A 14,135-nucleotide genomic window follows, 5' to 3' on the forward strand; every position below is an offset into this window, starting at 1 on the left:
TGGTCAGCCCCTTATCGATTGCTTGCCTGACCAATGGCTCTAGCCATTGCTTGACTATTTTGATAAACCATTGCTGCTTGTGAGGCATAAACAGTTCCACCAGGCTCGTTGATTTTCTCAATCAAACGCCCCGTTGTGAGCACCACACCGTATTCGGTATGTAAAAGCCGCTCAAGCTCATGTAATCCTATCTGTGGCATTGTCACGATTTGTCGCAAGAAATCACTCACTCGCGGACGAATCGCACTTTCTGGACTAATACGGATGAAGATAGGCTCCTGGGTCATCACCCGCGCGTATTCGCCTGTGGAGAACAACAAGTGTTGAAAAAAGTTTGCTTCCATGCCGTACTCACATAAAGGGTCATCAAAACCTGTCAACCGCAACGAAGTCCAAGTAAAAAATTCATCATCTGGTACCATGATCCGAACATGGTCCAAGAAAGCGTTGATCATCACTAAATCAATTCCATTTTTGGCCAAATAACCCGCCGTCGCGTACTCTGCTGAATTGATCATCATCAATTCATGCCCGCGAACCGCTTCGCGAACGCGACGATTAACATTCACGTTTCCTATTTGGTTAATTGCTGCCACCGTAATTAATGGTCCCTTAAACAAAGCATCAATCGCCGCTGTGGTTCCGGTGAATACATCTCTAATATAAAGTGAGCCTCGTTCAACGTAGCCAAGTTTTGCAACCAAAATATGACTAGTCTTACAGTCGGGATCAATTGATTTCAAGATTCTAGTCACCTGGTCACCACTATATAGTGGCTGAGTTAATAGCCTCCGCGCCCGTGAATAAAAATTAACATTTTGTGGTTCCCAGTGCTTAAGCTTAATCAGACCATTCTCAAAATAGGCTGGATAATCTCTAGACAACGTTCCCCGCGCTGTTCCAGGATGAAGCGAATATTCGCGCGCCAAATAATCAACGAGTGAATCAATCGACTGATCTTCATTTTGATAAATGGCGTCAAGAAAGAAGTCATCGCGATTAGTTATCTTGATCCAAACCTGTGACTGTCGGACCAACTTATTAATCGTCGGAATATGTTTGATCCCAATTCGATGAACAATATTGGCCAACTCCGCTGCTACCCGAATGTCCAATAACGCCATCAATTCAGGATCCGCCTCAAAGAAATATTGAATCCCATAAATTCCAGGAGCCACATCAAAAAGTGCGGTTAACTCTTCTAGAAAGTCGCGTGCATCGTCCAATTGGTATGACCGGAATTCGCCGTGACCGCGCTGGACAACCGTCATTCGGGCCACCGCCGCACTCAACGCATGCGCATTTCCCGGTAGATAACGCCGTGGCAGATGGTACTGTTGTACATAGGTGGCAACCATCTGACTGAACTCGGTTTCGTTGATTAGTCTCCCATTTGCCTGCGCCAGAACCATCTCTAATACCGCGCCCAGAGATAAAGGCAATACCGTGCCATCTTCGGAAAAGAGCAATTGATGTTCGCTAGCATATTGGGCTTTGCTGGCCTCTGGAACTTGTTCTGATGCAAGAACATATTCATATCCTGGTCTCGAGGGATGGTCCTCATTCAGAAGCGTGATATAAGTCCAAATCAACGGTGAACAATGCGTCAGCCAAACAAAGTCATCCTGGCTCAAATCATAATTGGCCAGGATTGCTCGGTATGGTTCCACATCATCAAATAAAGGTAGCGTTGTGAGTTGCTTTTTGACAATTTGACGAACGCGTTCACGCGTAATTGAAGCCTTTTCACCTACCTGACTCAGTGTCTGACCCTCAAGACGCGCGATGAGGATCGAGCGATACCGGAAATCCATCTGCAGAAAAGTCATTAGTTTATCAGGGAAATGGTCAATACCAAAATAATTTAATGCCTGGCGTGTTTTAGTTGAGTGTAAGTCGTTTGGCTTTAAATGCTTTCTCCAGTCTGCTGCACGATCTTTCATTGAGGCTTCAGCAATTAGTCGCGTCAAGGTAGCATCTTGCACCCAGGCTTGCCACCCTTTAACCGCTAGTTCTACCTCCGTATGGCGCTGATTAAAGGCGTCAGCGTCTACTAATAAAGTGTCAGCGACCGTGTCGATCAATATATCTTGATTGCTATTACGTGAATAATATTTCAAAATAGCCCCATAACCATATTTGGTCAAACCAAAGGCATACAGCAATGAAAGGCAGTGGTTCCAGTCCATAAGCTCTCGCTGCGCTCGAGCAGCGCTGATTACTGAAATTATCCTTGATTGACGTCTAGTTAAGACGAGTTGAAGCACCTCATCCTGACTCAAAAAAGGATTTTGAATATCGCTTAGCGTCATACCACTTTCAGCGAACTTGGGTATATCTTCAAGCTTAGCGCCAAATGTCATCAATGCAAACAGTGCTGGGTCTGTGGTCATCTAAAGAACCTCCATTGTCCGGATCAAAATTGTCATTTTCTCCAACCATACGACTAAAAGACAACAATTAAGAATCATAACCGCCTTCACTTATGATACGGGCTACCCTCGTTGATCATAAACGCGCGATAGATCTGCTCGGACAGGACCACCCGCATCAATTGGTGGGGTAAGGTCAAGCGGCCGAAGCTCAGTTGGTCGTTGGCCCGCTGCAACACCGCCGGGCTGAGTCCTAAGGAACCGCCGATCACAAAGGTGACGTCGCTGTGCCCATAGGTAGCCAGGTCCTTTAACTCTTGCGCGAAAACTTCCGAGGCCCGTTCACGGCCCTTGATGGCCAAGGCGATCACGTATTCTTTATCTTTGATTTTGGCAAGGATCCGGTCGCCTTCAGTGGCCATCACTTGGTCCATTTGCGCGGCGGACAGTTTCTCCGGCGCTTTCTCATCGGCCACTTCCACAATGCTGAACTTGGTGAAGCGACTCAGGCGTTTCGCGTATTCGGCGATCGCCGCTTTGAAATATTTCTCTTTCAATTTGCCCACACATACGATTTTGATCGTCATCTGAATTTTCTCCTTGCGTCCGGCGCGGCCCGCGTTACCACCTGATCCAGCGCCAATCCTTGTCACTATTATCGTAAAAGCCATCCCGGCACCGGCGTTGCGCTCATGGCAGCACCGCGTTACGAACGGCAAAACGCTGATTGCTGATCGTCAGGATTATTTCCCAGGCCATAATCGCAGCGGCGGCACAATCCACCCCTGCGCACGGTTGCGTTCATAATTCAATCTTACCACCGGACCACTTTTTGACAAACACTTTTCCAACGGGTCTAATTGTGATTGCCGCCACCACGCTGCAAACTTCGAAGACGCCAGGAACTACCAAGCCCGGTTAGACCAGTGCTTCGCTAGGTCTAACTACCAGTCCGCGACCCGTTCTGTCGGCAACTTGACCGTAAATTGCCGGTCAGTTCGAGCGAATCTATTTTCTTCAATGAAAAAACAGCTTGAAAAACACCGCCGCTTTGGGGTATATTGGTACACGGACTTGATCCACTGTGGCACTTCTGATCCCAAAACGGGTATCTCCTTTGGCCACAGTTATTAATAACCGTCATGGGTTATAAAGGAGTGAATCACATGACAAAAGAACAGAACCACCTGCGTGACATCGTCATCTCGGCGATCATCGCGGCGTTATACGTGGCGCTGACCTATTTGAGCCAAATGTTTGGCCTGGGTTACGGCGCCGTCCAGTTGCGGCTTTCCGAAATGCTGAACTGCCTGGTAATTTTTAACAAGCGCTACATTTGGGGAATCACCGTGGGTTGCGTGATTGCCAACCTATCCAGCACCCTAGGCGTGGTCGATATCCTCTGGGGTTCCGCGCAAACGCTGATCACCTTGACGATCATCTACTTCGTCAGCAAGAAGTTGCCGAACCTGATCAGCAAGCTAACCAGCGTGGTGATCATCGGGACGGCGATGATGTTCCTGATCGCCTGGGAATTAGTCGTCTTGACCAAAGCACCGTTCTGGTTGACTTATGGCACCGTTGCCGCGGGCGAATTCGCCTCATTGTTAGTCGGGGCGATCCTCTTCTACTATATTAGCAAGCGCGTCGATCTTGTGTCGTAGCCCCCACCACCATTGAAAATCTAATGTGAACCGTTTACCGTCTGGTTAATGCCAGGCGGTTTTTTGTTGCCAAAAATGCGCCAATCTCCCATTCGCGGGATGATCAGTCTCCCGCCCGTCGCAGGCAGGTTTCCTGTTGACTGCTTAGCAGGATCTGCCCGAACGGACAAGCGCATAAAAATATAATTTTTTCACTTATCGAGAAGAAAAGTCATTTCTTTTGCGTATTTAATCATATCAGGCTGATCAACCAGTTATCCGCCCGTCGTCAGGACCGTTTTAGTCCCCTGCACGGCGCTGCCCCCGGTCAGGTAAAAGTTTTCCCCAAGTTATCCACAGAGTTATCCACTTGTACACATGTTCGCCACGAAATATAGGGGTCCGGCCTGTGCATAACACCAAATAAACGATTAGCAAAAGTCAAGAATAAAATTATTTTTTTTAGTTTTCCACCGATTTTGATTGTTCGTCATCCTTGGACGACTGACGTGAAACGCTGTTGTGGCAACGATCAGCACGCGGTCAGCCTCACTGTCATAAAAGTTATCCCCAACTGTCGATAACTTTGTGGATAACTCTTGCGATGATGCTAACCCTTGTTCTTATCAGTAATCCACAGGGTTATCAACAGGCTGTGGATAACAAATCAACATCCGCGTTCCCTTGACAAATTTTTTGGCCAAAAAATATCCGAACATCTTTTCGGTTTGAACGATATAACGGCTAAATATACGAACAATGATGAGAAACTGTTCATAATTTACCTCCATTCCCAAATGCTGGTTGCCGGTCCATTACGCCGTTATTACCACTAAACAACCGTTATAACGGCTATGTGGGCCTAGACCACTGTTCCCCGGACTTTTCCACCAGTTAATTCACAAGTTTGGACAACTCTGGGGATATTAGCGCCAGGTTTTCCCTTGCCTGTGCGTAACTCCCATCAGCCCTACGCCCGTTTGCGCTGGATCGGCCCAGCGTCTAACCACTAATTACCCCATCGGTGCCCTGAAGCCCCCACCGCGGGAAATTTTCGCTCAGCTCGGCTAAGCTAGACTTGGGGATAACTTTTTTACCAGTGTGACTAATATCTGATTCCCGGCACACAAAAAGCGGCGACTGACCTGAATCGGTCAATCACCGCTTGCTCGCGCTCATTCATACCCGCGCCAATAATGAATCTGAGACGCGTTTATTGGCTTAACTTAATTTACCTTAATTGGAACTGCTGCTGGAGCTACTTGAACTTGAGGAGGCTTCCTTGGTCAAAGTAACCTTGGTCGAGCTGAGTTTGCCATCACGGTAGTACTTGACGGTCACCGTGTCACCGATGGCGTGGGCGTAGATCGCTGTGTGGATCTCGGCGATGCTGGTTACTTTTTTGTCGTCGATCCCAACGATGGTGTCATACTTCTTCAAGCCAGCTTTCGACGCTGGTGAGTTGGATTCAACCGATGCGATCACCACGCCACCTGTAACGGAGGATGGTAATTTCAAAGTTGACGATTGTTGATCAGAGGAGATGTTGGTCAAATCAACCACGGACACGCCTAAAGCTGGACGAATAACTTTGCCGTTTTTGACCAGCTGATTGATGATCGAAACGACTTCGTTACTTGGATACGCGAAGCCCATCCCTTCAACGGAGGTGCCATCGGTGCTCTCGGCGTACTTCAAGGAGTTGATCCCGATGACTTGACCAGACATATTGATCAAAGCGCCGCCGGAATTCCCTGGGTTGATTGCCGCGTCTGTTTGAATAACGCTGGCTTGGCCGGTCACTTGGCCGGTCGTTTCATCGGTCACATCAATGGTCCGGCTCTTGGCGGAGACGATCCCTTCCGTTACGGAAGTCGCGTATTCACTGCCTAAAGGTGAGCCGATCGCTAGCACTGGCTCAGCGGTCGTGATTTTCGAGGAATCACCGAAGGAAGCCACGGTGGTCACTTTGCTGGCATCGATCGTCAATACAGCCAAATCACTGGTTTCATCGGCGCCAATCACTTTGGCGGTTTCCTTGGTCCCATCCGCTAAAATCACTTCGATGGAATCGGAGCCGGAAATCACGTGATTGTTGGTCACGATATAAGCCTTGCCATTCTTCTTGGAGTAAATGACCCCAGAACCTTCACTGACGGTTTCCAGATCAGAGGAGGATGAACTGCTGCTGGAACTGCCTGAAGAACTGTTGCCATCACTGCTGTCGCCATAGCTGTTACTGCCATTGCTACCACTACTATCGCTACCATTACTGCCAAACAAGTTACCAAAAATATCAGTCTGATTTTGGCTTTGCCGCTGCTTGTTGATGACGGAGACAACAGCGCCCTCAACCTTATTAAACGCCTTCGTGGCCGCGCTACTTGTTTTTACAGAAACATTACTGGTTTTCGTTGTGCCAGTGGTTGTCGCCGTGTCAGAGGTGCTGTTGGTCGCAACGTTGTTTTGATTGAGCGCTGTGAACCCAGCAAACGCGACACCACCACCAATGACCGCAGAAATCACAGCGATCACGACAATTTGCCACACCGTGATGCCACGAATAACTTTTCGTTTACTCATTGATATCGATCTCCTTAAAATCATCTTCGAACAGGTTTATCCTGTTTTCATTATGCCTTAATCTTACTGACCAAATTTGAAAAATTTATGAAATTGGTCTTGACAAACGGGCAACTAATTATGCCTTTTTTGCGTTGCATCGACAAATTTGTGAACAAAAAAGTCGTTTTCGCTAATAAAAACGCCGATCATTGGGTCCGGCGACCGTGGCTGCACGCCCACAAATCGCCTGATGATCAGCGTTTTCCTGCATCTTTAGAACTGGCGGCCCGCAACTTAAATCAAGGTCAACGGATCGGCCACCGCGGGATCGGTATCATAAATTTTGAAATCTGTGCCCACCGCTAAATCGTGCTCACTAAGAAAGTCGGCGACGGTTTGATGAGCCAATGTTTTCACATTATTTTCTTGACTTAAATGCCCTAGGAAAACCTTTTTCGTCCGATTCCCTAAGACTTCCATGATCGTCGCCGCGCCATCGTGATTGGATAAGTGCCCCTGATCGCCCAGGATCCGCTGTTTCAACGGCCACGGGTAAAAACCATTACGCAACATTTCCAGATCATGATTACATTCCATCAAATAACCATCCGCGTTCTGGATCACGCCGGCAATATTTTCAGAAACATAGCCCGTGTCCGTCAGAATCGCAAAGGCATGATCATCATGATGAAACTGGTAAAATTGGGGTTCCGCCGCATCGTGAGAAACGCCGAAACTTTCAATATCCAAGTCCCCTAAACTCAACGTGCTCCCCATTTGGAAGACGTGTTGTTGCGCAGGATCGATCTTGCCGATCTTGGCGCTCATCGCCTGCCAAGTGCCTTCGTTGGCGTAAACATCCATCCCATAACGCCGCGCCAACACGCCGACCCCATGGATATGGTCGCTGTGCTCATGGGTGACGAAAATCGCGTCAACATCTTCTAATTTACGGTCGATACTAGTCATCAACGCGCTGATTTTTTTACCGGAAAGACCGGCGTCAACGAGAACCTTCCGCTGTGGTGTTTCGATATATGTGACATTGCCGGAACTGCTGCTGGCGAGTACACTGACAAGCAATCCCTGATTTGCGGCTGGTGTCATGACTATTTGCTTCCCTTCGAAAAAAATGATCAGAGTGCGGAGCGACCCGGGTAGCTTCTGAGCATTAGCCTAGCAACTATTTTGGAGGCTGGTTTTTGCCTCCAGAATAGTTGCGTAGCTAAGCGCAGGAAGCTGGGTCGCGCAGCACGTTTCCACGCTAGCATACCACATTTTCACGGCGGGGTGAAATCTGATGAAAATAATATTTCACCGTTTGATGACTTGGATTGAACGTTAAAAGTAGTCTGGCCGCAGCTTGCGCTGCGAAATTCGGGGTGAGCTCGCTGTGGGCGTCACTTTGAGCTTTTCGGAAGAGCGCCGAAAATCTCAAAGCTGAGCCTTGGTCTAAGTGGCAGAGCCACTAAGACCAATTTCACGGCGATCTCACCCCGAATTTCTCCGCTCCAGCCGCTCAACGTTTTAACAGCCGTTTGAGCGCTCACACCAACTGACAAGCTATCGTCAATTGATGGGGAGCCACGCAATTCGCGGCCGTGGTTAGTGGTCAACAGCTTTAAATTGGCGACACCAGGACAGTCTACCTGATGAACTGAGGCAAGTTCTTGATGAATCAGTTAAATTGGTCGGTTTCCAACCAATGATTGTTAAGGAAACGGTTCAGCCTACTCAAATAGTCCCGACCTTCCAATCCGAATCCGTTGGCATTGCCGTACCACTACAAAAGCTGGCGATTGTTTGACCTCCAGCTCGCAAAACCACCTCGTTAAATCCTTCGCCCTGATTGCAGATAGGCTCGATTCTGCCCAGCAACCGGCTGGGACTGCGCGGCTCAGTGGTGAAATTGTCCTTGGCGGCTTTGCCGCTTAGGACAAGGCTCGATTTGAAGACAAGCCGCGCACTTTGCGGATTGGCTTCAAACGATGCCCACCACGTTCCAGTCCGCAACAGCAGTCCCAGCCGGTTGCGCTCACGCGCAACACCCACCAAAACCTGCAATCAAGCGCAAGGATAGCAACAAACCCCGTCAATCCCCAGCAGTCGGCACCGAACTACTATTATTACTACTGCTAGCATTGGGATCATTCGTCGTGGTGCTGCCTTTGACCACCGTTCGCGTTAAGGCGTTGACCTTTTTCAAGGATTCGTTCTTGGTGCCCTTATGTTGCACCATCACGTTCCAAACCGGAACGTAGATCACGCTACCACGGACATCAATCAATTCGGAGTAGCCCAGGCGGTACCAGACAATTTTCGAATTGGCGGGGAGCTCGCTGGAGGTATACAGGAGTTGGATCGCGTCTTGGGCGCTGATCGTGGTTTGCTTTTCCCGCAAAACGGTGACGTTGGGCAAATAGGTCTGGGTGTAACCGGTGATGACGTCGTTGTTGACGTTGAAAGTCAGGGTCCCTTGGGCGTCCAAAACGACGCCTTGCTTGATTTTCTGGGCAAAAACAAGGGTGTTCTTCGGGTCAGACATGCCGGCGATATAGGTATATTGGTCGCCATAAAGAATATTATCGTCCTGCTTGATAAAACTTTTCAGTTCGCTGATCAGTTGCTTCTTATTGTAAGTCAGCGGGGTATTGAATTGGCTGGTCAGTTTATGAGTATCGTAATTGTATGACGTGGTTTGACCGGTCAGTTGCGCCAAGCCTTTGACCAGTAAATCTTCGGTCTTGCTGGCCAAATAGAAGCCTTCGTCGCTGTCATCGGAGAGTTTATCCACGGTAATGTGGTCATCTTTCATGTCTTGGGCGATGGCTTCAGCGTCGGACAAGTTAGTGGTCGTCGTATAAGGCGTGTCGCTGTCATTTTGGGTGAATGAGGCGAACAGGAAAATGTCCAACGCGAGAAAAACGATCAAGAAAATCAATTCAATTCGCCGAAAGTCCATTAGTTAGTCGCCTCCGTTTGCGTTTTATCGTCGATCCATGTCTGATAGGTCTGCCAGCGATCGTTGATTTTCGCGTAATAAGTTGGCGTTAAATCGACAATGTCGGCCTCCTCTTGGTCGGTGACCCATTGGTAGCCAACCACCAGATCCTGGATCTCACCTTTACGGTAACCGGCCGCGATCAATTTCTGGAGAATCGTGGCTGTCGCAGGCAAGGTGATTTGTTGGCTAGCGGCCGGCACCGGCACCTGTAAGACCCGACTAGAGAATTTGATGTGGCTGCCGGAACGAGAGAAGGTGATTTTGACCGCGCCGAAATCACTTTGTTGGAAGATGGGAAACCCTTCAACAAAACTGCGAAAAGCGATGGTTTTCTTAGTGTTGTCGACATCATAATAGCGAATATCCGTCAAGGGATTGCCGATGCTGTTCAGCATGGTGAAGCCGCTCTCCTGCAAGCGATTCAGGCTTTCCGGAATCGTGGTGCGGCTGTTATCCACGAACTCCAGCTGATCACTACGATGGTCGACGATCAATTGATTGTGATAACTGCCGCCGCCATAATAAACCGTTTGGCCACCGGATTCCCGGGACTCCACATTAGCGTTGTTGTCACTACTCATCAACGCCGAGATATAAGTGGTTTCATTCCGGCGATTGATCAAGTAGCTATACGGCTGCAATTTGACGCTGTTTTTGAAGAAAAGGCGGGGCTGGCCGGACAATGTTTCCTGGGTCACCGTCGCCTTGAAATCACACTTATTGATCAAGGTGGCCACTGGCGAGGCATCTGCCTTGCTAACGCGGCTTTCCCAAACGCTTTGGGTGCGGTCATCCAGGAAATAGACATGGTCTAAATCCCCCGTCAAGTTGAAAACGATGCGATCAAAAGCATGGTCGGTGGTGGCGCTTTTTAGACTGTCTTGTTTGGCCACCTCGCCGAACAGCTGGGTGGAAAGTTGGTCGGAATAAATCAACTGCACCGAGCCGTTCAAGCTCATCAAGTCGGCGTATCGCTTGGTACTCCGGTGCGATGAGCGATAGGACCAGTTCGCCATCAACTTGCGGATTTCCAGCACAAGGTTTTCCTTGTGGTTATAAACCAATTGTTGGTTACCTTTTTGGTCGACTTTGACCACTTCTGTCGGCAAGAAAACCTGACTCAACGCCTGTTGATTGGTGATCAACGCCGTGGTAACCGTGGATTCCGTATCTGATTTGCGTTCATAGCGCTGGTTATTGGTCCAAATCAAATACGACAACACCAAACTGATCAAAATCGCCACGATCAAGACAAAACGCACAAACAGATTAGTTTTCCGCATCCCACTCATCTCCATTCTCATATGATTGATATGGCAACGAAATGTAGAACGTTGACCCCCGACCCTCAGCGCTATCGACCCAGATGTGGCCATGATGGGCTTCGACGACTTCCTTGGAAATCGCCAGCCCTAAGCCCGTCCCGCCTTGCTTGCGCGAGCGGGCTTTATCAACTCGATAGAAACGGTCAAAAATCTTATTGATATCTTTGCGCGGAATCCCCAACCCCTGGTCACTGATACTGACCACCACACTTTGTTGGTTTTCAATCAGCCGGGCAGTGATCACGCCGCCATCAGGGGAATATTTAATCGCGTTGTTCATGATATTATCGATCACTTGCATCATTTTATCGGTATCCAGCTCCACCCAAAGATCATGGGGCGCAAATTCCCGTTTGATGCTGTAAGTCTTCTGGGGCAAATGGTGGAAGCCATCGCCGCGCTCATTCTCGGTTTTGATCATCATGTCAAATCGATCGAGAATATAATTGAAGAACTCATTGAGATTGACATATTCCATTTCCATCTTGGCCGTGCCTTGGTCCATCCGCGACAAGGCCAACAATTCGTTGATCATCCGGATCATCCGGTCGGTTTCTTCTTGGGTCACACTGAGAAATTGCGGCGCTAATTTAGGATCTTGCCAAGCGCCGTCGTTCAGCGCTTCGATATAACTACGGACGCTGGTCAACGGCGTCCGCAATTCGTGGGACACATTGGAAACGAATTCCCGGCGCTCATGTTCGTTTTTCTCCTGTTCGGTAATATCATGGAGCACGCAGACCAGCCCATTGATAAAGCCGGTCTCCCGTTGGATCAGAGAGAAATCCACGTGCAAAATCAGCTCTTGTTCCAGCCCCGGCGCCAATTTCAGATCATCATTGGCCAGGCTGCCTGGCTTCGCTGACTCCGTCGTATCGCCATGATGCTCGCGCAGGATTTTGTTCGGCTCGATCACCATTTCTTGCTTGGTCTCCAGAAGATCCCGGAATGAGTAATCCTTCTCGATCCCCAAAACGCGCAAAATCGACTCGCCGATCATTTCATCACTGGTGGTGTTCAAGAAATTCAAGGCTGTTTCATTGATGATCGTCACTTTACCCCGGCGATCCGTGGCGATCACGCCGTCAGTCATATGGCTCAAAACCGAGTCCAACCGGCGCCGCTCCGCATCTGAAACTTCTTGTGCTTCCTCCACGCGAATCGACAGGTTGTTGACCGCAACCGCTAATTGGCCCAACTCATCTTGACCGTAGATTCGAACTTGTCCCGAATAGTCCCCGTCCGCCATCCGAATTGCTTGCTTTTTCATCTCGTCGATCGGCTGCGTGATGGCCCGGGCAATAAAGATCGAGATCACCATCCCCAACAACCCCGCCACCAAGGAGGCCGTCAAGAAAATCAAGGTGATCGAATTGATATTCCGGTAAACATCGTCCATGCTAGCACGCACGTAAATGGCGCCGACGACCTGATTGGCGTCTGCACCTGGATTTGTCAGCGGCGTAATGGCGGTGTAGTAACTACCATGCCCATCTGACGTGATTTGCGTTTGCTTGTGGTTGGCGTAGATCCCCTTTTTGATGCCCGAATTTGGAGTGCGTTGACCAATATCGCCTTGATCATTGGCGTTGCTCGTTCCCCGAACCACCAATTTATTATCCACCACCAAAACTTCTGAAATCGACGCATTATCGATCTCGCCGACAATCGTTTTGATGTTACGGTTGGCTGTATCGGTGTCATTACTGGTCAGCTCACTGGCCAATTGACTGGTGATATAAGGTTGCACCACGATCGATTCTTCAAAGGTCTTGATGTTCTGCTGCTCCAATTGCTTCACGAAATAAGCCCCGATGATCTCGATCGTGGTCAGTAGTAGCAACATGAAAACAATAGCGATCTTAAAATGAATCGACTGAAACGGTCTGATTCTCTCATTCATAATTTCTAGGCGTTACGTTCTCCGCTATAACGTTACGCGTGATTCACTTCCTTAATTGGTGCCCTGCAAACGCGCAAAAGGCCGCATCGTTTCGACCGTATACGTAAGAAAAGACCGCGAAACTCTCAGAGGCGTTACGCTTCTGATCAGCTCGGTACGGCTGGGTTTCACGGTCTTAGCTGATACTAGCCCAAAACTTATTCACTATCGACATTCTTCAAATAATAACCGACACCCCGCCGCGTCATGATCCAGTCCGGGTGACTAGGGTTGTCTTCGATTTTCTCCCGCAAACGCCGCACCGTTACATCCACCGTGCGCACATCGCCGAAATAATCGTAACCCCAAACGGTTTGTAACAAATGTTCTCGCGTCATCACCTGACCAATATGCTTAGCCAAATAATGCAGCAACTCAAACTCACGGTGCGTCAGCTCAATCTTTTCGCCACGTTTAGACACATCATAGGCATCAGGGAAAATCGTCAAATCACCCACATCGATTTCGTGATGATCATCTTCTTCACTATCCGCCGCTACTTTGGCCTGCCGGCGTAAATTGGCCTTGACCCGCGCGACTAATTCACGGTTAGAGAAGGGTTTGGTGACATAATCATCCGCGCCTAACTCCAGTCCGATAACTTTATCGATTTCAGAATCTTTCGCAGTGACCATGATAATCGGCATATCGTGGGTCTTACGGACTTCACGGGCCACTTCCAGCCCATCGATTTTTGGTAACATCAAGTCCAATAAAATTAAATCAGGGTTAACTTCTTCTACTTTTTTAAGTGCTTCTTCACCATCATAAGCCACGTAAACGTCGTAGCCTTCCTTGGTCAGCGAGAATTTGACAATGTCCGAGATTGGTTTCTCGTCATCGACAACTAAGATTTTTTTTGCCATTGACATGGTTCCTCCTTAGAGACGTTCCATCTACTGCTTTCAATTATACTAATAAACCCGGTTGACAACAACCCATGACCAGAGTGCGGAGCGCAACGGGTTGACTGCGAGCATTAACCTAGCTAGGATTCAAAAAAGTAGCTTGTCCGCAGCTTGCGCTGCGAAATTCGGGGTGAGCTCGCTGTGGGCGCTGTTTTGAGCCAATCCGCAAAGACCGCGGCTTGTCTCAAAATCAGGCCTTGTCCTAAGCGGCAGAGCCGCCAAGGACAATTTCACGGCGATCTCACCCCGAATTTCTCCGCTCCAGCCGCTCAACGTTTTAACAGCCGTTTGAGCACTCACGCCAATTGACAAGCTATCATCAATTGATGGGGAGCCACGCAATTGACGACCGTGGTTAGTGGTCACAAGCTTTAAA

General features: G+C 48.8%; 12 protein-coding genes. 1 reads left to right on the forward strand and 11 read right to left on the reverse strand.

Annotated elements, in window-relative coordinates:
• Positions 1-11 precede the first annotated feature (11 nt).
• Both ACYVSB_RS04535 and rlmH read right to left on the reverse strand, forming a co-directional pair.
• Positions 12-2,393 carry a sigma factor-like helix-turn-helix DNA-binding protein gene (locus ACYVSB_RS04535; RefSeq protein WP_461218595.1) on the reverse strand — a complete coding sequence of 794 codons (2,382 nt, stop codon included), beginning with the start codon at positions 2,391-2,393 and terminating at the stop codon, positions 12-14.
• Between the two features lie 86 nt (positions 2,394-2,479).
• Positions 2,480-2,959, reverse strand: coding sequence for a 23S rRNA (pseudouridine(1915)-N(3))-methyltransferase RlmH (rlmH, locus tag ACYVSB_RS04540; protein ID WP_461218596.1), 480 nt, complete (start codon positions 2,957-2,959; stop codon positions 2,480-2,482).
• Positions 2,960-3,538: 579 nt separating this feature from the next.
• On the opposite strand from rlmH, the gene ACYVSB_RS04545 reads away from it, so the two are divergent.
• Complete coding sequence (locus ACYVSB_RS04545) at positions 3,539-4,036, forward strand: QueT transporter family protein (protein WP_461218597.1); 498 nt, start codon at positions 3,539-3,541, stop codon at positions 4,034-4,036.
• A gap of 1,215 nt (positions 4,037-5,251) precedes the next feature.
• On the opposite strand, the gene ACYVSB_RS04550 is transcribed toward ACYVSB_RS04545, so the two are convergent.
• The 9 genes from ACYVSB_RS04550 to ACYVSB_RS04590 form a co-directional block, all read right to left on the reverse strand.
• Positions 5,252-6,598, reverse strand: coding sequence for a S1C family serine protease (locus ACYVSB_RS04550; RefSeq protein WP_461218598.1), 1,347 nt, complete (start codon positions 6,596-6,598; stop codon positions 5,252-5,254).
• Positions 6,599-6,874: 276 nt separating this feature from the next.
• Complete coding sequence (locus ACYVSB_RS04555; protein ID WP_461218599.1) at positions 6,875-7,687, reverse strand: MBL fold metallo-hydrolase; 813 nt, start codon at positions 7,685-7,687, stop codon at positions 6,875-6,877.
• A gap of 293 nt (positions 7,688-7,980) precedes the next feature.
• Positions 7,981-8,196: a hypothetical protein gene (locus ACYVSB_RS04560; RefSeq protein WP_461218600.1), complete on the reverse strand. Its 216-nt coding sequence runs from the start codon at positions 8,194-8,196 to the stop codon at positions 7,981-7,983.
• Positions 8,197-8,314: 118 nt separating this feature from the next.
• Positions 8,315-8,632 (reverse strand): hypothetical protein, encoded by a 318-nt coding sequence (locus ACYVSB_RS04565; RefSeq protein WP_461218601.1) that lies wholly within the window; start codon positions 8,630-8,632, stop codon positions 8,315-8,317.
• Between the two features lie 40 nt (positions 8,633-8,672).
• A complete protein-coding gene (locus ACYVSB_RS04570) occupies positions 8,673-9,542 on the reverse strand; it encodes a two-component system regulatory protein YycI (RefSeq protein WP_461218602.1) in 870 nt (289 codons plus the stop codon).
• Positions 9,542-10,867, reverse strand: a complete 1,326-nt coding sequence (locus ACYVSB_RS04575; RefSeq protein WP_461218603.1) for a YycH family regulatory protein — start codon at positions 10,865-10,867, stop codon at positions 9,542-9,544. Before ACYVSB_RS04575 ends, ACYVSB_RS04570 begins: the two co-directional genes overlap by 1 nt.
• Positions 10,854-12,812 (reverse strand): ATP-binding protein, encoded by a 1,959-nt coding sequence (locus tag ACYVSB_RS04580; protein WP_461218604.1) that lies wholly within the window; start codon positions 12,810-12,812, stop codon positions 10,854-10,856. Before ACYVSB_RS04580 ends, ACYVSB_RS04575 begins: the two co-directional genes overlap by 14 nt.
• 197 nt (positions 12,813-13,009) lie before the next feature.
• The gene (gene yycF / locus ACYVSB_RS04585; protein ID WP_461218605.1) at positions 13,010-13,717 is read right to left on the reverse strand and encodes a response regulator YycF; all 708 of its coding nucleotides are present in this window, start codon (positions 13,715-13,717) and stop codon (positions 13,010-13,012) included.
• A 129-nt stretch (positions 13,718-13,846) separates the two neighbouring features.
• On the reverse strand, positions 13,847-14,125 hold the full coding sequence (locus tag ACYVSB_RS04590; RefSeq protein WP_461218606.1) for a hypothetical protein: 279 nt from the start codon (positions 14,123-14,125) through the stop codon (positions 13,847-13,849).
• Between the last annotated feature and the right edge of the window lie 10 nt (positions 14,126-14,135).

The sequence above is a fragment of the Lapidilactobacillus salsurivasis genome (genome assembly GCF_054785215.1).